The 21,424-nt window shown below is 69.0% G+C and carries 21 protein-coding genes; 5 read left to right on the top strand and 16 right to left on the bottom strand.

Features of this window, described 5'->3' with window-relative positions:
- Positions 1-4: 4 nt before the first annotated feature.
- From nuoK to ACFV7R_RS23385, 11 genes are read right to left on the bottom strand one after another with little or no spacing between them, the layout of a single operon-like run.
- Complete coding sequence (gene nuoK, locus ACFV7R_RS23435) at positions 5-304, bottom strand: NADH-quinone oxidoreductase subunit NuoK (RefSeq protein ID WP_385266477.1); 300 nt, start codon at positions 302-304, stop codon at positions 5-7.
- A complete protein-coding gene (locus tag ACFV7R_RS23430; RefSeq protein WP_385266475.1) occupies positions 301-1,143 on the bottom strand; it encodes an NADH-quinone oxidoreductase subunit J in 843 nt (280 codons plus the stop codon). Before ACFV7R_RS23430 ends, nuoK begins: the two co-directional genes overlap by 4 nt.
- Positions 1,140-1,742, bottom strand: coding sequence for an NADH-quinone oxidoreductase subunit NuoI (gene nuoI / locus ACFV7R_RS23425; RefSeq protein ID WP_129799343.1), 603 nt, complete (start codon positions 1,740-1,742; stop codon positions 1,140-1,142). The genes ACFV7R_RS23430 and nuoI overlap by 4 nt, the downstream gene beginning before the upstream one ends.
- Positions 1,735-3,099, bottom strand: a complete 1,365-nt coding sequence (gene nuoH / locus ACFV7R_RS23420) for an NADH-quinone oxidoreductase subunit NuoH (RefSeq protein WP_385266472.1) — start codon at positions 3,097-3,099, stop codon at positions 1,735-1,737. The genes nuoI and nuoH overlap by 8 nt, the downstream gene beginning before the upstream one ends.
- Positions 3,096-5,600, bottom strand: coding sequence for an NADH-quinone oxidoreductase subunit G (locus ACFV7R_RS23415; RefSeq protein ID WP_385266469.1), 2,505 nt, complete (start codon positions 5,598-5,600; stop codon positions 3,096-3,098). Before ACFV7R_RS23415 ends, nuoH begins: the two co-directional genes overlap by 4 nt.
- Positions 5,597-6,946: an NADH-quinone oxidoreductase subunit NuoF gene (gene nuoF, locus ACFV7R_RS23410; protein ID WP_129799346.1), complete on the bottom strand. Its 1,350-nt coding sequence runs from the start codon at positions 6,944-6,946 to the stop codon at positions 5,597-5,599. Before nuoF ends, ACFV7R_RS23415 begins: the two co-directional genes overlap by 4 nt.
- Positions 6,946-7,818, bottom strand: coding sequence for an NADH-quinone oxidoreductase subunit NuoE (nuoE, locus tag ACFV7R_RS23405; protein ID WP_385266466.1), 873 nt, complete (start codon positions 7,816-7,818; stop codon positions 6,946-6,948). Before nuoE ends, nuoF begins: the two co-directional genes overlap by 1 nt.
- Positions 7,815-9,146, bottom strand: coding sequence for an NADH-quinone oxidoreductase subunit D (locus tag ACFV7R_RS23400; protein WP_385266463.1), 1,332 nt, complete (start codon positions 9,144-9,146; stop codon positions 7,815-7,817). Before ACFV7R_RS23400 ends, nuoE begins: the two co-directional genes overlap by 4 nt.
- A complete protein-coding gene (locus ACFV7R_RS23395; RefSeq protein ID WP_385266460.1) occupies positions 9,143-9,898 on the bottom strand; it encodes an NADH-quinone oxidoreductase subunit C in 756 nt (251 codons plus the stop codon). The genes ACFV7R_RS23400 and ACFV7R_RS23395 overlap by 4 nt, the downstream gene beginning before the upstream one ends.
- The gene (locus tag ACFV7R_RS23390) at positions 9,895-10,449 is read right to left on the bottom strand and encodes an NADH-quinone oxidoreductase subunit B family protein (protein WP_023547484.1); all 555 of its coding nucleotides are present in this window, start codon (positions 10,447-10,449) and stop codon (positions 9,895-9,897) included. Before ACFV7R_RS23390 ends, ACFV7R_RS23395 begins: the two co-directional genes overlap by 4 nt.
- 13 nt (positions 10,450-10,462) lie before the next feature.
- On the bottom strand, positions 10,463-10,822 hold the full coding sequence (locus ACFV7R_RS23385) for an NADH-quinone oxidoreductase subunit A (protein WP_007383963.1): 360 nt from the start codon (positions 10,820-10,822) through the stop codon (positions 10,463-10,465).
- Positions 10,823-11,537: 715 nt separating this feature from the next.
- On the opposite strand from ACFV7R_RS23385, the gene ACFV7R_RS23380 reads away from it, so the two are divergent.
- Together ACFV7R_RS23380 and def are read left to right on the top strand one after the other, a co-directional pair.
- Entirely contained in the window at positions 11,538-12,380 is an 843-nt protein-coding gene (locus ACFV7R_RS23380; RefSeq protein WP_385266458.1) for a C40 family peptidase, read from the top strand.
- 293 nt (positions 12,381-12,673) lie between these two features.
- On the top strand, positions 12,674-13,300 hold the full coding sequence (gene def, locus ACFV7R_RS23375; RefSeq protein ID WP_385266456.1) for a peptide deformylase: 627 nt from the start codon (positions 12,674-12,676) through the stop codon (positions 13,298-13,300).
- Here def and ACFV7R_RS23370 read toward each other — a convergent pair whose 3' ends face one another.
- Positions 13,301-14,620, bottom strand: coding sequence for a geranylgeranyl reductase family protein (locus tag ACFV7R_RS23370; RefSeq protein WP_206306889.1), 1,320 nt, complete (start codon positions 14,618-14,620; stop codon positions 13,301-13,303).
- 97 nt (positions 14,621-14,717) lie between these two features.
- Between ACFV7R_RS23370 and ACFV7R_RS23365 the strand changes: the two genes are divergently transcribed.
- Both ACFV7R_RS23365 and ACFV7R_RS23360 read left to right on the top strand, forming a co-directional pair.
- Complete coding sequence (locus ACFV7R_RS23365) at positions 14,718-15,233, top strand: GNAT family N-acetyltransferase (protein WP_385266454.1); 516 nt, start codon at positions 14,718-14,720, stop codon at positions 15,231-15,233.
- Between the two features lie 84 nt (positions 15,234-15,317).
- The gene (locus tag ACFV7R_RS23360; protein WP_385266452.1) at positions 15,318-15,668 is read left to right on the top strand and encodes a PASTA domain-containing protein; all 351 of its coding nucleotides are present in this window, start codon (positions 15,318-15,320) and stop codon (positions 15,666-15,668) included.
- Positions 15,669-15,690: 22 nt separating this feature from the next.
- Here ACFV7R_RS23360 and ACFV7R_RS23355 read toward each other — a convergent pair whose 3' ends face one another.
- Genes ACFV7R_RS23355 through ACFV7R_RS23340 form a run of 4 tightly spaced genes read right to left on the bottom strand, consistent with a single transcriptional unit; the run spans position 15,691 to position 20,105 of the window.
- Complete coding sequence (locus ACFV7R_RS23355; protein ID WP_385266450.1) at positions 15,691-16,389, bottom strand: demethylmenaquinone methyltransferase; 699 nt, start codon at positions 16,387-16,389, stop codon at positions 15,691-15,693.
- A gap of 23 nt (positions 16,390-16,412) precedes the next feature.
- On the bottom strand, positions 16,413-17,498 hold the full coding sequence (locus tag ACFV7R_RS23350) for an acyltransferase (RefSeq protein WP_385266448.1): 1,086 nt from the start codon (positions 17,496-17,498) through the stop codon (positions 16,413-16,415).
- A complete protein-coding gene (locus ACFV7R_RS23345) occupies positions 17,498-19,777 on the bottom strand; it encodes a bifunctional polysaccharide deacetylase/glycosyltransferase family 2 protein (protein ID WP_385266445.1) in 2,280 nt (759 codons plus the stop codon). Before ACFV7R_RS23345 ends, ACFV7R_RS23350 begins: the two co-directional genes overlap by 1 nt.
- Positions 19,778-19,796: 19 nt before the next feature.
- A complete protein-coding gene (locus ACFV7R_RS23340; RefSeq protein WP_385266442.1) occupies positions 19,797-20,105 on the bottom strand; it encodes a hypothetical protein in 309 nt (102 codons plus the stop codon).
- 300 nt (positions 20,106-20,405) lie between these two features.
- Between ACFV7R_RS23340 and ACFV7R_RS23335 the strand changes: the two genes are divergently transcribed.
- Complete coding sequence (locus tag ACFV7R_RS23335) at positions 20,406-21,422, top strand: chitinase (RefSeq protein ID WP_385266440.1); 1,017 nt, start codon at positions 20,406-20,408, stop codon at positions 21,420-21,422.
- Positions 21,423-21,424 lie beyond the last annotated feature (2 nt).

The raw sequence follows: 21,424 nt of genomic DNA, 5'->3' as shown, positions 1-21,424 counted from the left end.
CCCCTTACAGCTTCATCAGGCTGGCGTCGTCGACCGAGGCCGAGTGACGGGCGCGGAACAGCGACACGATGATCGCGAGCCCGACCACGACCTCGGCGGCGGCGACGACCATCGTGAAGAAAGCGATGATCTGGCCGTCGAGATTGCCGTGCATCCGGGAGAAGGCGACGAACGCGAGGTTGCAGGCGTTGAGCATCAGCTCGATGCACATGAACAGCACGATCGCGTTCCGCCGGATCAGCACGCCCATCGCGCCGATCGTGAACAGCAGGGCGGCGAGATAGAGGTAGTAGACGGGGTTCACTTCGACGCCTCCTCGGTCCGCTTGAACGACGGCGGCTCGATCTCGCTCCGCTCCAGGCGTTCCTCCGCGCGCTGTTCCAGCGCACGCAGGTCGTTGATCGCCTCGGTCGACACGTCCCTGATCTGGCCCCGTTCGCGCAGCGTCTTGCTGACGGTCAGATCGGACGGGGTGCCGTCGGGCAGCAGCCCCGCGATGTCCACGGCGTTGTGCCGGGCGTACACACCGGGCGCCGGCAGCGGCGGTACGTGCTTGCCCTCGCGCACGCGCTGCTCGGACAGTTCGCGCTGGGTCTTGGCGCGCTCGGTGCGCTCGCGGTGGGTGAGCACCATGGCACCGACGGCGGCCGTGATCAGCAGGGCGCCGGTGAGTTCGAAGGCGAAGACGTACTTGGTGAAGATGAGGGCCGCCAGGCCCTCCACGTTGCCGCCCGCGTTCGCCTGGCCGATGCCGTTGAACTCCTTCAGGGAGGCGTTGCCGATGCCGCCGACCAGCAGGACGCCGAAGCCGAGACCGCACAGCAGGGCCAGCCAGCGCTGGCCCTTGATGGTCTCCTTCAGGGAGTCCGCCGCGGTGACGCCGACGAGCATCACCACGAACAGGAACAGCATCATGATCGCGCCGGTGTAGACGACGATCTGCACGATGCCCAGGAAGTAGGCGCCGTTGGCGAGGTAGAACACCGCCAGGACGATCATGGTGCCGGCCAGGCAGAGCGCGCTGTGCACGGCCTTCTTCATGAAGACGGTGCACAGGGCGCCGATCACCGCGACGGTGCCGAGGATCCAGAACTGGACGGCCTCTCCGGTGGAGGTGGTGTAGGCGGCGAGCTGCGCGCTCATGCGTCCACCTCCTCGTCCGTGGGCTTCTCGCCCTTGGAGACGGCGACCTGGCGCTCGGTGCCGGGCGCGGCCTCGGTGACCAGCCCCCGGTAGTAGTCCTGCTCGTCCATCCCCGGGTAGATCGCGTGGGGCGAGTCGACCATGCCCTCTTCGAGGCCGGCGAGCAGCTGCTCCTTGGTGTAGATGAGGTTGGCGCGGGTGGAGTCGGCCAGCTCGAAATCGTTCGTCATCGTGAGCGCGCGCGTGGGGCATGCCTCGATGCACAGGCCGCACAGGATGCAGCGGGCGTAGTTGATCTGGTACACGCGCCCGTACCGCTCGCCCGGCGAGTAGCGCTCCTCGTCGGTGTTGTCCGCGCCCTCCACATAGATGGCGTCGGCGGGGCAGGCCCAGGCGCACAGCTCGCAGCCGACGCACTTCTCCAGGCCGTCCGGATGGCGGTTGAGCTGGTGCCGTCCGTGGAACCGGGGGGCGGTGGTCTTCTGCTGCTCCGGGTACTGCTCGGTCAGCCGCTTCTTGAACATGGCCTTGAAGGTCACGCCGAAGCCGGCCACGGGGTTCAGGAAACCGGGCTTGGTCTCCTTGGGCTCCTCAGCCATCGGACGCCTCCTTTCCATCCAGAGATCCGTCACTCTGAGTATCAGGCCCACCACTGACAATCAGCTCCCGCTCACGTCGCGACCTGCGTCGCGGCACCGGCGGCACCTCCTGTCCGGGCAGCGGCGGTACGGGGAATCCGCCCGCCATCGGGTCGAAGCCGGCGGCCTGGGCGGGCGGTTCGGGCGCGGGTTTGCCGCGCTCGCGGAAGAAGTCCGCGACGAAGGAGAGCAGGAGCAGAGCGAGGACTCCGCCGCCGACGTAGAGGGCGATGTCGGCGAAGTCGTAGTTCTCGTTGCGCAGCGTCCGCACGGTCGCGACGAGCATCAGCCAGACCACGGAGACCGGGATGAGGACCTTCCAGCCGAGCTTCATCAACTGGTCGTAGCGGACGCGGGGGAGCGTGCCGCGCAGCCAGATGAAGAAGAACAGCAGCAGCTGCACCTTGAGGACGAACCAGAGCATCGGCCACCAGCCGTGGTTCGCGCCCTCCCAGAAGGTGGAGACCGGCCAGGGTGCCCGCCAGCCGCCCAGGAAGAGCGTCACGGACACGGCCGAGACCGTCACCATGTTCACGTACTCGGCGAGCATGAACATCGCGAACTTGATCGACGAGTACTCGGTGTTGAAACCGCCGACCAGGTCGCCCTCGGACTCCGGCATGTCGAACGGGGCGCGGTTGGTCTCGCCGACCATGGTCACGATGTAGATCAGGAACGAGACCGGCAGCAGGATGATGTACCAGCGGTCCGCCTGCGCCTCGACGATCGCCGAGGTCGACATCGACCCCGAGTAGAGGAAGACGGAGGCGAACGCGGCGCCCATGGCGATCTCGTAGGAGATCATCTGCGCGCAGGAGCGCAGACCGCCGAGCAGCGGATAGGTGGATCCTGAGCTCCAACCCGCCAGCACGATGCCGTAGATGCCCACCGAGGCGACCGCGAGGATGTAGAGCATCGCGATCGGCAGGTCGGTGAGCTGCATCGTGGTGCGCTGGCCGAAGATCGAGATCTCGTTGCCGGCCGGCCCGAAGGGGATCACCGCGATCGCCATGAAGGCCGGGATGGCCGCGACGATCGGCGCGAGGACGTAGACGACCTTGTCCGCGCGTTTGACGATGACGTCTTCCTTGAGCATCAGCTTGATGCCGTCGGCGAGCGACTGGAGCATGCCCCAGGGGCCGTGCCGGTTGGGGCCGATGCGCAGCTGCATCCAGGCGACGACCTTGCGCTCCCAGACGATGGAGAACAGCACGGTCACCATCAGGAAGGCGAAGCAGAAGACCGCCTTGACGGCGACCAGCCACCACGGGTCGCGGCCGAACATCGAGAGGTCTTCAACGGCGAGGTACGGGCTCATGCCTCCACCTCCTTGGGGGCCTCGCCGGCGAGGGTCGCCGGGCCGATGCGGACGAGGGAGCCGGGCAGCGCCCCGGTACCGGAGGCGACGCCGCCGCCGACCGAGTTCAGCGGGAGCCAGACCACACGGTCGGGCATCTCGGTGATCTGCAGCGGGAGTTCGACGGTGCCGGCCGGGCCGGTCACGGCAAGCGCGTCGCCGTCCTTGACGCCTGCCTCGGCGGCCGTCGCGGGCGACACACGCGCGCGTGCGGCGTGCCGGGTCCCGGCGAGAGCCTCGTCGCCCTCCTGGAGCACACCCCGGTCGAGCAGCAGCCGGTGCCCGGCCAGTACGGCTTCCCCGGCCGCCGGACGCGGCAGCACGCCCGCCGTCTCGAGGGGGTCGGTGGCCCGCGGCCCGTCCCAGACCCCCAGCCGGTCCAGCTCCGCGCGCGCGGTCCGCAGATCCGGCAGACCCAGGTGTACGTCCATGGCGTCGGCCAGCATCTGCAGCACGCGTGCGTCGGTGGGTGCCAGTCGGCGGCTCATCTGGTCGGGCTTGAGCGCGGCCTCGAAGAAGCGGACCCGGCCCTCCCAGTTGAGGAAGGCGCCCGTCTTCTCGGCGACCGCGGCGACCGGGAGGACCACGTCCGCGAGTTCCGTGACCTCACTGGGTCGCAGTTCGAGCGACACCACGAAGCCGACTTCGGCGAGTGCTGCACGCGCGCGTGCCGGGTCGGGCAGGTCGGCGACCTCCACGCCCGCGACCAGCAGTGCCTGGAGGTCGCCGTTTGCGGCGGACTGGATGATCCGGCCGGTGTCACGGCCGTAGCGGTGCGGAAGGTCGGCGACGCCCCAGGCGGCGGCGACCTCCGCACGCGCGCGTGGGTCGGTGGCCGGACGTCCGCCCGGCAGCAGCGACGGCAGCGCGCCCGCTTCGATGGCGCCCCGTTCTCCTGCGCGACGCGGGATCCACACCAGCTGCGCGCCGGTCGCGGAGGCGGCACGTACGGCGGCGGTGAGGCCGCCGGCCACCCCGGCCAGCCGCTCGCCGACGACGATCACCGCGCCCTCGGTACGCAGCGCCTGAGCGGCCCTGGCGCCGTCCTCCTCCAGGCCGACCCCGCTCGCGAGCGCGTCCAGCCACTCGGTCTCGGTGCCCGGAGCCGCCGGCAGCAACGTGCCGCCGGCCTTCTCCAGACCACGCGTGGTGTGCGTGGCCAGCGAGAACACCTTCTGTCCGTGCCCCCGCCAGGCCTTGCGCAGCCGCAGGAAGACGCCGGGGGCCTCCTCCTCCGACTCGAACCCGGCCAGCAGGACGGCGGGCGCCTTCTCCAGGGAGGTGTACGTGACGCCCGTACCGTCGAGGTCGCGCCCGCGTCCGGCGATCCGCGCGGCCAGGAAGTCGGCCTCCTCGCTGCTGTGCGGACGCGCGCGGAAGTCGATGTCGTTGGTGTCGAGCGCCACGCGCGCGAACTTGCTGTAGGCGTAGGCGTCCTCGATGGTGAGGCGGCCGCCCGTGAGGACACCGGTGCGCCCGCGCGAGGCGAGGAGTCCCTGAGCGGCGATCTGCAGCGCTTCCGGCCAGGAGGCGGGCACCAGATCGCCCTCGGGGTTGCGTACCAGGGGCGTCTCCAGCCGGTCCCGCAGCTGCGCGTACCGGAACGCGAAGCGCCCCTTGTCGCAGATCCACTCCTCGTTGACTTCGGGGTCGTTGGCGGCGAGCCGCCGCATGACCTTGCCGCGCCGGTGGTCGGTGCGCGTGGCGCAGCCGCCGGAGCAGTGCTCGCACACGGAGGGCGAGGAGACGAGGTCGAAGGGGCGGGAGCGGAAGCGGTACGCCGCCGAGGTGAGTGCGCCGACCGGGCAGATCTGGATGGTGTTCCCGGAGAAGTACGACTCGAAGGGGTCGCCCTCACCGGTGCCGACCTGCTGGAGCGCACCCCGCTCGAGCAGCTCGATCATCGGGTCACCGGCGACCTGGTTGGAGAACCGGGTGCAGCGCGCGCACAGCACGCACCGCTCGCGGTCGAGCAGCACCTGCGTGGAGATCGGGACCGGCTTCTCGAAGGTCCGCTTCCTGCCCTCGAAGCGGGACTCGGCGTTGCCGTGCGACATGGCCTGGTTCTGCAGCGGGCACTCGCCGCCCTTGTCGCAGACCGGGCAGTCCAGCGGGTGGTTGATGAGCAGCAGCTCCATCACACCCTTCTGGGCCTTCTCGGCGACCGGCGAGGTGAGGTGGGTCTTCACCACCATCCCGTCGGTGCAGGTGATGGTGCAGGACGCCATGGGCTTGCGCTGGCCCTCGACCTCGACGATGCACTGGCGGCAGGCGCCGGCCGGATCGAGGAGGGGATGGTCGCAGAACCGGGGGATCTCGATGCCGAGTTGCTCGGCGGCCCGGATGACCAGAGTGCCCTTGGGCACGCTGATCTCGATGCCGTCGATCGTCAGCGTCACCAGATCTTCCGGCGGGACCGCCGCCTCTCCCCCGCCCGAGGGAGCGCTGGTGGTCACAGTCATGCGTTCACCTCCGTGCGGTGGTCGGCCCAGGCCGTCGACTTGGCCGGGTCGAAGGGGCAGCCGCGGCCCGTGATGTGCTGCTCGTACTCCTCGCGGAAGTACTTCAGCGAGGAGAAGATCGGCGAGGCGGCACCGTCGCCGAGGGCACAGAAGGACTTGCCGTTGATGTTGTCGGCGATGTCGTTCAGCTTGTCGAGGTCACTCATCACGCCCTTGCCGGCCTCGATGTCGCGCAGCAACTGCACGAGCCAGTACGTGCCTTCGCGGCAGGGTGTGCACTTGCCGCAGGACTCGTGGGCGTAGAACTCGGTCCAGCGGGTGACGGCACGGACGACGCAGGTCGTCTCGTCGAAGCACTGCAGGGCTTTCGTGCCGAGCATGGAACCCGCGGCGCCCACTCCTTCGTAGTCAAGAGGGACATCGAGATGCTCGTCGGTGAACATCGGTGTCGAGGAGCCGCCCGGCGTCCAGAACTTCAGTCGGTGGCCGGGTCGCATCCCGCCGCTCATCTCGAGGAGTTGGCGCAGTGTGATGCCGAGCGGGGCCTCGTACTGGCCGGGGCTCGCGACGTGGCCGCTGAGCGAGTAGAGCGTGAAGCCCGGGGACTTCTCGCTGCCCATCGACCTGAACCATTCCTTGCCGTTTTTCAGGATGGCGGGAACCGACGCGATCGACTCGACGTTGTTCACCACAGTCGGACACGCATAGAGGCCTGCGACAGCAGGGAAGGGGGGACGAAGCCGCGGTTGACCACGGCGGCCCTCGAGCGAGTCGAGCAGTGCGGTCTCCTCACCGCAGATGTACGCGCCCGCGCCCGCGTGCACGGTGATGTCGAGGTCGAGTCCGCTGCCCAGGATGTTCTTGCCGAGATAGCCGGCCGCGTAGGCCTCAGCGACAGCTGAGTGCAACCGCCGCAATACGGGGACGACTTCACCACGCAGATAGATGAAGGCATGCGACGACCTGATGGCATAACACGCAATGATCATGCCCTCGATGAGGCTGTGCGGGTTCGCGAAGAGGAGCGGAATGTCCTTGCAGGTTCCGGGCTCCGATTCGTCGGCGTTGACAACTAGATAGTGCGGTTTTCCATCACCCTGGGGAATGAACTGCCATTTCATTCCCGTCGGGAATCCCGCGCCGCCGCGGCCGCGCAGCCCGGAGTCCTTGACGTACGCGATGAGGTCGTCCGGCGACATCGCGAGCGCCTTGCGGAGCCCCTCGTATCCCTCGTGCCTTCGGTACACGTCCAGCGTCCAGGACCTGTCCTCGTCCCAGAAGGCCGACAGCACGGGTGCGAGCAGCTTCTCGGGACTCATGTCCTTGAGCTCGGGTGCCAACGTCATCACTCCCCCTCCTCTGCGACAGGCCCGGCGGGGTGCGCGGGGTCGGATGCCGATGTGTCCTGCGGCGCGTCGTGCGAGCTGAGGTGTTCGGCGGGCGACGGCTCGTGTACGGCCCTGTCCTGCGGCTCGTCGTGCGGTCCCCCCTCCCGCGGGTGGACCACGCGCGCGGGTGCGGTCTCTCCCCTGGCCAGGCGGAGGCCCACCAGCGAAGCGGGTCCCGCGCTGCCGGTCGCCTCGACGGCCCCGGCCCGCTCGTCGGGGAAGCCCGCCAGGATCCGGGCGGTCTCCTTGAACGTGCACAGCGGGGCCCCGCGGGTCGGCGCGACCTGTGCTCCCGCGCGCAGGTCGTCCACCAGGCGCTTCGCGCTGTCCACGGTCTGGTTGTCGAAGAACTCCCAGTTGACCATCACGACCGGCGCGAAGTCGCAGGCCGCGTTGCACTCGATGTGCTCCAGGGTCACCTTGCCGTCGTCGGTGGTCTCGCCGTTGCCGACGCCCAGGTGCTCCTGGAGCGCCTCGAAGATCGCGTCACCGCCCATGACCGCGCACAGCGTGTTGGTGCACACCCCGACCTGGTAGTCACCGGAGGGCCTGCGCCGGTACATGGTGTAGAAGGTGGCGACCGCGGTGACCTCCGCCGTGGTCAGGTCCAGCATGTCCGCGCAGAACCGCATTCCGGTGCGCGTGACATGGCCCTCCTCCGACTGCACCAGGTGCAGCAACGGCAGGAGGGCGGACCGGGAGTCGGGGTAGCGGGCGATGATCTCGCGCGCGTCCCGCTCGAGCCGGGCTCGAACGTCGTCCGGGTAGTCGGGCGCGGGCAGTTCGGGCATGCCCAGGCTGACGCCCCGCTCCGAGGAACTGGTGCTCACCGGTCGACGCCTCCCATCACGGGGTCGATGGACGCGACGGCGACGATGACGTCGGCGACCTGGCCGCCCTCGCACATCGCCGCCATGGCCTGCAGATTGGTGAAGGACGGGTCGCGGAAGTGGACCCGGTAGGGGCGGGTGCCGCCGTCGGACACGGCGTGCACCCCGAGCTCGCCCTTGGGCGACTCGACCGCCGTGTACGCCTGTCCCGGCGGGACGCGGAAGCCCTCGGTCACCAGCTTGAAGTGGTGGATCAGGGCCTCCATGGAGGTGCCCATGATCTTCTTGATGTGGTCGAGGGAGTTGCCCAGTCCGTCCGGTCCGAGGGCGAGCTGGGCCGGCCAGGCGATCTTCTTGTCGGCGACCATGACCGGTCCCGGCTGCAGCCGGTCCAGGCACTGCTCGACGATCCTGAGCGACTGGCGCATCTCCTCGAGGCGGATCAGGAAGCGGCCGTAGGCGTCGCAGGTGTCTGCGGTCGGGATGTCGAAGTCGTACGTCTCGTAGCCGCAGTACGGCTGGGCCTTGCGCAGGTCGTGCGGCAGGCCGGTGGCGCGCAGGATCGGGCCGGTGGCGCCGAGGGCCATGCAGCCGGCCAGGTCGAGATAGCCGATGTCCTGCATGCGGGCCTTGAAGATGGGGTTCCCGGTGGCGAGCTTGTCGTACTCCGGGAGGTTCTTCTTCATCTTCTTCACGAACTCGCGGATCTGGTCCACCGCGCCGGGCGGCAGGTCCTGGGCGAGTCCGCCGGGCCGGATGTACGCGTGGTTCATCCTGAGGCCCGTGATGAGCTCGTAGATGTCGAGAATCATTTCACGATCACGGAATCCGTAGATCATGATCGTGGTGGCGCCCAGCTCCATACCGCCGGTCGCGATGCACACCAGGTGCGAGGAGAGCCGGTTCAGCTCCATCAGGAGCACCCGGATGATCGTCGCCCGGTCGGGGATCTGGTCCTCGATGCCGAGGAGTTTCTCGACGGCGAGGCAGTAGCCGGTCTCGTTGAAGAAGGACGTCAGGTAATCCATGCGCGTCACGAACGTGGTGCCCTGCGTCCACGTGCGGAACTCGAGGTTCTTCTCGATGCCGGTGTGGAGGTAGCCGATGCCGCAGCGGGCCTCGGTGACCGTCTCGCCCTCGATCTCCAGGATGAGACGGAGCACGCCGTGGGTGGACGGGTGCTGGGGGCCCATGTTGACGACGATGCGTTCGTCGTCGGCGCGGGCCGCGGACTGGACGACCTCGTCCCAGTCGCCACCGGTGACCGTATATACGGTGCCCTCGGTGGTCTCGCGTGCCGACGCGGCGGCTGTTGAGTGCGTGCTCACGAGTACGACCTCCGCTGGTCCGGAGCCGGGATCTGGGCGCCCTTGTACTCGACGGGGATGCCGCCGAGGGGGTAGTCCTTGCGCTGCGGATGGCCCTGCCAGTCGTCCGGCATCATGATCCGCGTCAGGGCCGGGTGACCGTCGAAGACGATGCCGAAGAAGTCGTAGGTCTCGCGCTCGTGCCAGTCGTTGGTCGGATAGACGGAGACCAGCGACGGGATGTGCCGGTCGCTGTCGGGGGCGCTGACTTCGAGGCGGAGCAGCCGGTTGTGGGTGATCGAGCGCAGGTGGTAGACGGCGTGCAGCTCGCGGCCCTTGTCGTTCGGGTAGTGGACGCCGCTGACGCCGGTGCAGAGTTCGAAGCGCAGGGCCGGGTCGTCGCGCAGGGTGCGGGCGACGCGGACCAGGTGCTCGCGTTCGATGTGGAAGGTGAGTTCGCCGCGGTCCACGACCGTCTTCTCGATGGCGTTCTCGGGGAGCAGGCCCTGCTCCTCCAGGGCGCCCTCGAGCTCGTCGGCGACCTCGTCGAACCAGCCGCCGTAGGGACGGGCCGCCGGTCCCGGGAGCCGGACCGAGCGGACCAGGCCGCCGTAGCCGGAGGTGTCGCCACCGTTGTTGGCGCCGAACATGCCGCGCTGGACGCGGATCTCCTCACCGTGCTCACCGCGCTGGCCGGGGAGGTTGGAGGCGCCGAGGTCCTTCTCGGGGTTGACCCCGTTCGACGCACCGTTGGTGCCGTTCGCGTCGCTCATCGCAGCAGCCCCTTCATCTCGATCGTCGGCAGGGCCTTGAGCGCCGCTTCCTCCGCCTCCCGGGCCGCCTCCTCGGCGTTCACGCCGAGCTTGGAGGTCTGGATCTTGTGGTGGAGCTTGAGGATCGCGTCCATCAGCATCTCCGGCCGGGGCGGGCAGCCGGGGAGATAGATGTCGACCGGGACGATGTGGTCGACGCCCTGGACGATGGCGTAGTTGTTGAACATGCCGCCCGAGGACGCGCACACGCCCATGGAGATCACCCACTTGGGGTTCGGCATCTGGTCATAGACCTGCCGCAGCACGGGCGCCATCTTCTGGCTGACCCGGCCGGCGACGATCATCAGGTCCGCCTGCCGGGGTGAACCGCGGAAGACCTCCATGCCGAAGCGCGCCAGGTCGTAGCGGCCTGCGCCGGTGGTCATCATCTCGATGGCACAGCAGGCGAGGCCGAACGTGGCGGGGAAGACCGACGCCTTGCGCACCCAGCCCGCGGCCTGCTCGACGGTGGTCAGCAGGAAACCGCTCGGCAGCTTTTCTTCGAGTCCCATGACTAAAGGCCCCTCAGTCCCATTCCAGGCCGCCGCGCCGCCACACGTACGCGTACGCGACGAAGACGGTGAGCACGAAGAGCAGCATCTCCACGAGCCCGAACACCCCCAGGGCGTCGAACGTGACGGCCCAGGGGTAGAGGAAGACGATCTCGATGTCGAAGACGATGAAGAGCATCGCCGTCAGGTAGTACTTGATGGGGAAGCGCCCGCCACCGGCCGGCGTGGGGGTCGGCTCGATACCGCACTCATAGGCCTCGAGCTTGGCCCGGTTGTACCGCTTCGGACCGATCAGCGTGGCCATGACCACGGAGAAGATCGCAAAGCCTGCCCCGAGGGCTCCCAGTACGAGGATGGGCGCATACGCGTTCACCGCTCCTCGCTCCTCTCAGTCGGCACTGACTGCTGGCGGTTTGCATCAGGCTTCACGCCTGCCTCACCGGCCCCACGACCCCCGCTCGTCCCGGCGAAGATCGAGAACATGTGAAGCAGGTCACAAGCCCAACTGCCTCGCATCTTATGCCCGCCGCTCTGTGATCTGCGACACGGGGTATTCCACAAGCTTTGTGATCTCCACCACCTGATGAAGGATCATGAAGTCGGATGAGCGGCGATCTTCGCACATGAAGCGTTCAAGTGATCACCAGACGTGACATTTCTGCTCGTCGGCGCAGCTCGGAGGGGTCGTCTCAATATCAAGAGACTTCCGCTGCATGCAAATTGGTGATGGACCTCGCGTCCTGATAGTGGGCGGCGTTCACACATCAGAGCGAGGAGGGTGTCGCGATGTGGACGCGTGCACGCGTTCACGAGCGCCGCGGGCGGATGCGCGGCGGCAGACGCCGTGGCCGCGGTGACCGTTCCGTGACCTCCGTCACATTCATGAGAGGCGCCCGAGAAGGAGGCTTGGCCAACCACCCCAACGAGTGGTAGGCGGGGGGCAATTCGGACCAAACGAAGAAAACCCATGATCACAGGCTTGATGGGGAGCGTCCGCAATGTCCGTTACGGCGTCAATAAGGAACTGAGCCCCAAGGATTCGGGGCGCCGGTTGAACAACTGTGGCGCACCACACGTTTCTTGAAGGTATGGAGGAGCCCCTGATACCGGTTGTTCCCATGTCCCACACCGCTCACATACGAAGCCACCGAAAACCCCGCCAGCGCAGCGCCTCGACGCTCGCGATGCGGGCCGGAGTTGCCGGTGGCATCCTCAGCACCGTGGCAGTGGCGGGTGCGTCGGCTTCGGCGAATGCCGCCGAGCCGGTGACACAGACGCTCGAACTGCCCACTCTGACGGCCGACCTGTCCGTTCAGGTCGCCCAGTCCGCGGACGTCACCCAGCAGGCGGCCGCGAACTACGAGCTGCAGGCCGAGCGTGACGCGGCCGCCGCCCAGGCCGCCAAGGAGGCCAAGGCCGACCTCGCGGAGGCCAAGAAGAAGGCCGAGGCCCGCAAGAAGGCCGCGGAGGAGGCACGGCAGGCCGCCGCCGAGCGTGCCGCGCGCGACGCCGAGCGGGCCGCCCTCTCCACGACCGCCGAAACCGCCACGTCCACGACGGCGTCCGCGCCGGCCAGCGGCAGCGTGGCGACGGTCATCTCCTTCCTCCAGGCGCAGGTGGGCGACGCCTACGTCATGGGCGCCACCGGCCCCAACGCCTGGGACTGCTCCAGCCTCGTCCAGGCCGCCTTCAAGCAGGTCGGCGTGGACCTCCCCCGCGTGTCGCAGGACCAGTCGATGGTCGGCACCGACATCCCCCTGTCCGACATCCAGGTCGGCGACATCCTGTACTGGGGTGGCAAGGGTTCGGCGTACCACGTGGGCGTGTACATCGGGAACGGTCAGTACCTGGACGCGGCGAACTCGGCCAAGGGCGTCGTCATCCAGGACCTCTCCGGCTACCCGGCGTCGGGCGCGGTGCGCGTGCTCTGACGCAGGGCAGATCGACGTACGGAAGGGCCGCAGCCGCTCGGGGGCTGCGGCCCTTCCGTCTGCGCGCGGGGACGGCGACGCGCTTGCCGGGATCCGGCGCCGGCCGCGCGGCCGGCGGCTCCTGGTGCGAGGGCCGCTCCCCTGCGGGCGTGACCGGTCTGCTCCTGAGGCTGCTGTGAGTGTTCTGCTGTCATGAGTGCGGGAGGGTGGAACGGGCGGCAACGGCCGGAAGGCCGATTCCCGGCCGCCCGCAGCACCCCCACCAACACCGGTCAGCAGAAGGAGAGCCAGCGATGCCGAGTGTCTTCGTGCAGGGACGGCCCGTCGACTCGTACCCCCCGCTCGCGCCCGAGGCCCGGCGCGGCAAGGTGCGGCGGATCACCGAGGTCGGTGAGGAGGTCCTGCACAAGCCGTGCCGGGACGTCACCGAGTTCGGGCCGGATCTCGCCGCGCTCATCGACGACATGTTCCTGACCATGTACATCGCCGACGGGGCGGGACTCGCGGCGAACCAAGTCGGGGTCGATGTGCGCCTGTTCGTGTACGACTGTCCGGACGACGACGGTGTCCGACATGTCGGACACATCGTCAACCCCGTGCTGGAACCGCTCGGCCCGGCCGGGCGACGGCTGCTCGACGAGGGCGAGGGGTGCCTGTCGGTGCCGGGCGCGGTGATGGACGTAGCGCGTCCGGACCGGGCCGTCGTCCGCGGGTACGACCAGGAGGGCCGGCCGCTGGTGATCGAGGGGACCGGGTACTTCGCCCGGTGCCTCGCGCACGAGACCGACCACGTCAACGGGCACGTGTACCTGGACCGGCTCTCCAGCCGGGAGCGGAAAGAGGCGCTCCGGCAGGTGGCGGACCGGCGGGAGGAGGTGTTCGCCCGCCGGGCCGCGAAGGCAGCCGCGTTGAGCGGCTGATCAGGCCTTCGGAGCGACCTTGCTCAGCCCGTTGATGATCCGGTCCATCGCGTCGCCGCCCGTCGGGTCGGTGAGGTTGGCGAGGAGCTTCAGGGTGAACCTCATGAGCATGGGGTGGGTGAGGCCGCGCTGGGCCGCGATCTTCATGACCTTCGGGTTGCCGATGAGCTTCACGAAGGCGCGGCCGAGGGTGTAGTAGCCGCCGTAGGTGTCCTTGAGCACGCGCGGGTAGCGCTGGAGCGCGGCCTCCCGCTGGGCCGGCGTGGCCCGCGCGTGCGCCTGGACGATGACGTCGGCGGCGATCTGACCGGACTCCATGGCGTAGGCGATGCCCTCGCCGTTGAAGGGGTTCACCAGGCCGCCGGCGTCGCCGACCAGCAGCAGCCCCTTGGTGTAGTGGGGCTGGCGGTTGAAGGCCATCGGCAGCGCCGCCCCGCGGATGGGTCCGGTCATGTTGTCGGGCGTGTAGCCCCATTCCTCGGGCATGGACGCGCACCACGCCTTCAGCACCTCCCGCCAGTCCAGCTCCTTGAAGGAGTCGGAGGTGTTCAACACGCCGAGGCCCACATTGGACGTGCCGTCGCCCATGCCGAAGATCCAGCCGTAGCCGGGGAGCAGCCGGTCCTCGCCGGGGCCGCGGCGGTCCCACAGCTCCAGCCAGGACTCCAGGTAGTCGTCCTCGTGGCGCGGGGAGGTGAAGTACGTACGGACCGCGACGCCCATCGGCCGGTCCTCGCGGCGGTGCAGGCCCATCGCGAGGGAGAGACGGGTGGAGTTGCCGTCGGCGGCCACCACGAGCGGCGCGTGAAAGGTGACCTCGCGCTTCTCCTCACCGAGCTTGGCGTGCACGCCGGTGATGCGGCCGGTGCGGTCGTCGATGACCGGCGCGCCGACGTTGCAGCGCTCGTACAGCCGCGCCCCCGCCTTCTGGGCCTGCCGGGCGAGCTGCTCGTCGAAGTCGTCGCGCTTGCGCACCAGGCCGTAGTCGGGGAAGGAGGCGAGATCCGGCCAGTCCAGCTGCAGCCGCACGCCCCCGCCGATGATCCTGAGCCCCTTGTTGCGCAGCCAGCCGGCTTCCTCGGAGATGTCGATGCCCATCGCCACCAGCTGCTTGGTGGCGCGTGGGGTGAGGCCGTCGCCGCAGACCTTCTCCCGCGGGAACTCGGTCTTCTCCAGGAGCAGTACGTCGAGTCCGGCCTTGGCGAGGTGGTACGCCGTCGTGGAGCCGGCCGGTCCCGCGCCCACGACGATCACATCGGCGGTGTTCTCGGAGAAGGGCTCGGAGACGGGCTGGGAGTGGGGCTCGGTCACGGCGGTCACGGCTGGATCTCCCCAAGTTCGGAAACTGTGTGCCGACCGGCACTGGACATGGGCAGTCTATGCAGCAGAATTGATCAACCGGCTGAAGGGATACCCAGTGAACCGAGCTCTCCCCGTGGTACGGCTGCGTGTCCCCACCGACGAGGACGCCGTGGCGTGGCACCGGGTTTTCGACCACCCGGACGTCATGGAGTTCCACGGCGGCAAGTCCGCCGGCCTGTCCGTCTACGAGGAGCTCACCGCCCGCCAGCGCAAGCACGACGCCGAGCTGGGCTTCTGTCTGTGGACGATGCTCGACGCGGAAGACCGGGTCATCGGCTTCACCGGCGCGCAGCCGTGGCCGCGGGAGTGGGGCCCGAAGGGCGAGATCGAGATCGGCTGGCGACTGGGGCGGGAGCACTGGGGCCGGGGGTACGTCACCGCGGCCGCGCAGATGACGCTGGAGCGCGTGCGCGCGACGGGCGTGGGCGGCGTGGTGGCGATGGTCAACGCGCGCAACACGCGGTCGATCGCGGTCACCCGGCGGCTGGGCATGCACCTCACCGAGACCTTCACCAGCCCCGAGTCGAATCTGCTGGGGCACTGCTACCGACTCGAGCTGCAAGAGACGTGACAGACTGTAACGGTCAGCTACAGAAAGCCACTTGACGCTTCCGGACCGCACCCCGGGCGGTTACCCTTCCAGTACCGCTGGGGGGTGACATCTGTGCACATCACACCCAAGACGCCCGAAGTGCGCGTGCCCAAGTTCGTCGGACTGATGGCCGTGGACGCCCGCGAGACGGCCGAGACACACGGAGTGCTGCTCGCCGCGCCCGACCGGCCCGACTTCCATCTCACCGTCGTCGACTACGTCGTACGGCAGTACCCACTGCCCGGCGTCGAGGTGCCCCGCGGTGCCGTCGTCACCGTGTGGTTCGACTTCGGCGAGGGCGGTGGCGGGGGCGGCGGCGCGGGCGTCCGCGAACCGCGCCTGCCGAAGCCGCCCGGCGGCGGGCTGCAACGCGAGCTGGACGCACCCGGGGACGCGTTCGAGGTGATCCGGTGAGCGCCCGCCCGTACCGGAAACCTCAGGACGTCTCCTTGAACCCCCGGTGCAGGGCCACCACTCCACCCGTGAGGTTCCGCCACGCCACCCTCGACCAGCCGGCCTTGCGCAGCCGTTCGGCCAGCGCGGGCTGGTCGGGCCAGGCGCGGATGGACTCGGCGAGGTAGACGTACGCGTCCGGGTTCGACGACACCGCCCGGGCGACCGGCGGCAGCGCCCGCATCAGGTACTCGGTGTACACCTTGCGGAACGGCTCCCAGGTCGGATGCGAGAACTCGCAGATCACGACGCGCCCGCCCGGCCGGGTCACCCGGTACATCTCGCGCAGCGCGGCGTCCGTGTCCTGGACGTTGCGCAGCCCGAAGGAGATGGTGACGGCGTCGAACATGTCGTCCTTGAACGGCAGCCGCGTAGCGTCGCCCGCCGTCAGCGGCAGCCACGGGTGGCGCTGCTTGCCGACCTGGAGCATGCCGAGGGAGAAGTCGCAGGGGACGACATACGCGCCCGCCCGTGTGAAGGGCAGCGAGGAGGTGGCCGTACCGGCGGCCAGGTCCAGGACCTTCTGCGCGGGCCGGGCGTCGACCGCCTTCGCGACCTCCCTGCGCCACACCCGGTCCTGGCCGAGCGACAGCACGTCGTTCGTCAGGTCGTACCGTTCCGCGACGTCGTCGAACATCGAGGCGACTTCGTGCGGCTGCTTGTTCAGGGATGCGCGGGTCACGGGCCCATTCTTGCAGCCCGCGTTCACGGGAGGAGTCTCGGCTTCCTCCGCGCCGCCACGTCCTCCACCCACCCGCACAGCAGCACGAAGCCGGCGATCAGCACCCACCCCACGCCGAACAGGAACCACTGGCTCTCCAGCGGCAGGTACGCCTCGAACGCGGGCACCTTCCAGAGCTGGTCGATCAGCGGGACGGCGAGGATCAGCGCGATCTGGTGCCACAGGTAGACGGTCACCGCGCGCGCGTTGAAGACCGTCACGATCCGGTCGAGCCGTCTGAAGCCGGCGAGCCCCTCGAAGTCGATCCGGTGGCGGGACTTCGCCCACATCAGCAGCGTCACGAAGCCCGCCGACCAGAAGGCCTGCGCGAGCGGGATCTCGTCCAGGTCGTAGGTGCCGTAGTCGGCCTGGTGCGTGACGGCGTACCAGCCGCCGTAGCCGAGCGCGGCAAGCGACAGGACGACCACCACGGCCGGTTCCATCCGCTGCAGGACGCCGTCGCGGTGCGCGAAGCCGAGGAGCCAGCAGAAGAGGTACGTCGCCAGGTCGACGAGCGCGCTGCCGAGCCGGTCGCCGGGCGGCTGCCAGGCGAACTCGAACACCACGACGGGGACGAGGGACAGCAGCAGCACGGGGAGCGGCGCGAGCCGGAAGACCCGCAGCAGGAGCGGTGAGAGGAGGACGAACCACAGGTACGTGCGCAGGTACCAGAGGATCTCGTACGCCTGCATGCCCCACGCGTTGCCCGGCGGGTCGCCGAGCGGGACGATCCAGTAGACGATCTGCCACCCCGGCATCCAGTCGTGGACCAGTATGGCGGCGACCACGAAGAAGCCCCAGAACCAGAAGGGCGGGAGCAGTCTTCGGATCCGGCTCTTGACGACCACCAGGGCCGGGCGCTCCAGGGACTTCGCCATCAGGGTGCCGGCCAGGGCGAACATGATCCCCATGGAGGGGAAGACCATGCCCGCCCAGGGCCAGCCGAAGGTGTGGTAGGTGACGACGCGGATGAGGGCGGCGGCCCGGAGGGTGTCGAAGTAGCGGTCCCTGGCCCCGCTGCCCACCGCCGGGCCGACCGGCCGCACAGCCCCCTTGCTGTGCGCCCCCATCAGCCCACCCCCGCCGGCGTCCCCACCTCGCCCGTCCGCTTCAGCTTCTGCCAGCGCAGGCGGCCGCCGGTGAGGGCGGTGATGCAGGAGTGGATGAGGACGAGGTACATCATCTGGCGGTACGCCAGCTGTTGCAGCGGCATCATCAGCAGGTAGCGGTACTTCTCGCGGTCCAGGCGGAAGGCGTACGCCGCACAGAGCAGCTGGATGCCCAGCACTGCCAGCCACGCGAGCAGCGCCGCCCTGAAGTCGACGAAGATCATCGAGTAGACGGTGAAGACGTCGATCAGCGGGGCGAAGACGGGCGTGATGATCTGGAAGACGACGACGAGCGGCATGCCCACGCGGCCGAAGCGGCCCGAAGGGCCCTTGTCCGTGAGGGACCTGCGATGCTTCCAGAGGGCCTGCATCGTGCCGTACGACCACCGGTACCGCTGCGACCACAGCTGTTTCAGCGAACCCGGCGCCTCCGTCCACGCCTTGGCGTGCTCCTGGTAGACGACCCGCCGGCCCGCGCGGTGCATGGCGATGGTGATGTCGGTGTCCTCGGCGAGCGTGTCCTCGCTCATCCCGCCGACCTCGAGCACCGCGCCCCGGCGGAAGGCGCCGATCGCGCCGGGGATGGTCGGCATGCAGCGCAGCAGGTCGTACATCCGCCGGTCCAGGTTGAAGCCCATCACGTACTCGATGTGCTGCCAGGCGCCGATGACGGTGTTGCGGTTGCCGACCTTGGCGTTGCCGGCGACCGCGCCGACGCCGGGGTCGGCGAAGGGCTGCACCAGCTGCCGCACGGTGTCGGCCTCGAAGACGGTGTCGCCGTCCATCATCACGACGATGTCGTGACTGGCGCTGCGGACGCCGTTGTTCAACGCCGCCGGCTTGCCCGCGTTCTCCTGCCGGATGACCCGGACGTTCGTCATGCCGAGCTCATGGGCCGCCCTGCGCGCGATCTCGGACGTACCGTCCGTCGAACCGTCGTCGACGACGATGATCTCGATGGGATGCGTGCTCTGCGCCAGCGACTTCAGGGTGTTGGCGATGCACTCCTTCTCGTTGTACGCCGGGACGATCACGCTCACCGGTTCGGTGACCGGCGGTCCCCAGCTGAACCGGCGTCTGTTGCGCTGCCGGTGGTGGCGCCGGGCGAGCAGCAGCATCATGCCGAACCGGCCCATGACCGCGCAGCCGACCACGGCCAGCCCGACCGCGAGGCTCGGGACCGTCCACTCGGCGACGGCGACGGCCGCGACGAGGGCCTTGCCCTCGTAGAGGGTGGCGCCGGTGGCGGTGCGGTGGGCGGCCTGGAGACCACCGGGTGCGGCACCGGCCCGGGCACCGGCCACGCCCGGGGCGCCCGATGGCCGGCCGTCGGCCTGCTGGTTCGCCGCCTGACCACCGGCGTCCTGCTCCTGCATGACGCCGCTGATCGTGGTGAAGGTGTATCCCTTCGCCTTCATCTTCTTGATGTACGCAGGCAGCGCCTTGATCGTCTGCGAGCGCTCACCGCCCGCGTCGTGGAACAGCACCGACGTACCCTCACCGCTCTCCGGCGTGGCGCCCTTGATGATCTTCGAGACGCCCGGCCGCTTCCAGTCCTCGCTGTCGGTGTCGATGAAGACGCTGGTGTAACCGTCCGCGCCGAGCTTCTGGTAGACGGGCCAGCTGTAGTTGTCGACGGCGTCCGTCTTCGAGGAGTACGGGGCACGGAACAGCGTGGTCGTGATGCCGGCCGCGCCCGCCAGCGCGAGCTGCGTCTGCTGCATCTCGCGCTCGACGCGGGCGTCGCTCTGGTAGGAGAGGTCGATGTGGGTGAAGGTGTGGATGCCCACCTCGTTGCCCTGCTCGACCATGTCCTCGACGATGCCCGGGTAGCGCGACACCATCGAGCCGACCACGAAGAACGTGGCCGGAACGTCGTACTCCTCCAGGATTTCCAGCACCTGGGGCGTCCAGGTGGGGTTCGGGCCGTCGTCGAAGGTGAGCGCGATCGTCTTGTCCGGCACGGAGACGGTGGTCGCCTGTCCCCCGCGGAACGTGAGGATCGGCCCGCCGTTCAGGACCTCGTCGGGGACCTCGCTGGAGCTGGCGCCGCTGCGCACGCGCTGGTCGCCGCCGACCTCAGCGCGCAGATAGCCGTCGAGCAGCATGATGCTGGTCAGGGCGAGCAGGAGCAGCAGGGCAAGGATGACACGCGGTTTCTGCAGTGCCGCGGCCCGGCCGGCCGCCCGCTCGATACGGGTGGGGGCGCGCCGGCGCCCGCGTCGGGAAGTCGTCGTCATGAGGATGGGTGCGTTCCGGTCAGTTGGCGGCGGCGACGGCCGACGCGGACGAGGTCGGGATCGGGGTCGGGGCTGTGGCGCCCGAGGGTGGCGCGGACGGGGTGCCGCCGGGCGGGACGGCCCCGTTGCCGGGACCGTTCTGCGGGGCGGGGCCGCCCTGACCGTTCGCCCCGCCGGCGAAGGGCAGCAGCGAGGACGGGGTCAGCGAGGTGCCCCAGCCCATGAAGGCCGCGCCGAGCACGACCGCGTAGCCGAGGCAGACGACGCCGAGCAGGAGTCCGATCCGGCGCAGCAGTCTGGCCCGGCGCCCGGAGTTGTCAACGAACACGGGTCCCTCTGCGGAGCCGGAGGCGGAGGCAGAGACGGACCCGTTGCCGCGTTTGCGACGGCGACCGCGCGGAGCGGCGCGGTTTTCGATGGCAGGCTCGGAATGCATTCCCCGGATAGTAGGGAGCCTTTATGTGCACATCTCTCTGGTCTGCATATGAGACAGCCATGAGAAAAGCGCCAGCCTGTCCGTTCCCTGAGAGAATTCCCGGACGCCTGGACATACCACCGCAAACCGCCAACTCCGTGTGAGAGATTTCGGATTCCGAAATCGGACATCACGAGAGCGGGTACATGCGCCATGAGGAGTTTCCTGAAGCCGGCCGCCGGGCTCACCTGTCTGTTCGCCCTGGCAACGGCAGGGTGCTCGGCGGGCTCCAGCAGCTCCTCCGACGCGGCCCCGGCGGTACCCACGTCGCCGTCGCAGTCGGCGGCCTCCACCACCTCGTACGCCCCGTACGTCAGTGCCACGACCGCCTCCGACAACGACGCGGCCGGCTCCCCGGCGACGTACAACCTGGCCTTCGTGATCTCGGACGGCAGCGACTGCACCCCGAAGTGGAACGGCACCCACGCCATCGACGACTCGGTGGTGGCGTCCCGCATCTCGCAGCTGACGGACTCCGGCGCCACCGTACGCGTCTCCTTCGGCGGCGCCTCCGGCAAGGAACTGGCGGCGAGTTGTGACAGCGCGCAGGAGCTGGCGCAGGCGTACGCCGGTGCACTGGACGCGGCCGGTGCCACCCGGGCCGACTTCGACATCGAGGGCGACGAGCTGACCGACTCCGACTCGGTCGCCCTGCGGTCGGAGGCGATCGCGGTGCTGCAGGAGGAACGGCCGGACCTGGAGGTGTCGTTCACGCTCCCGGTGATGCCGTCCGGCCTGGACGACGACGGCGTCGCCCTGCTCGAATCGGCCAACGACCACCATGTCCAGGTCTCCACGGTCAACCTCATGACCATGAACTACGGCAGCTCCTACACCGGCGACATGGGCGACTACGCCGAACAGTCCGCCACCGCCGCCCACGCCCAACTGGCCGGCATCTTCGGCCTGTCCGACGCCGCCGCCTGGCAGGGCATGGCGCTCACCTCGATGATCGGCGTGAACGACGTCGACAACGAGACGTTCACGCTCGAAGATGCCGCCCAGGTGCGGAAGTTCGCGGAGGAGAAGGGGATCGGGTGGGTGTCGATGTGGTCGACGTTCCGCGACCGGCAATGCGCGGACGAGGACGCGGAGCAGGACGATGCGTCGACCAACTGCAGTGGAATGGAGCAGAGTTCGGGGGCGTTCGGGGAGGCGTTCGCGGGCTGACC

The sequence above is a fragment of the Streptomyces sp. NPDC059866 genome, from assembly GCF_042731325.1.
GTDB lineage: Bacteria > Actinomycetota > Actinomycetes > Streptomycetales > Streptomycetaceae > Streptomyces > Streptomyces flavusporus.
Note: the sequence above shows the minus strand (reverse complement) of the source record. Positions and strands in the feature narration are given on the sequence as shown.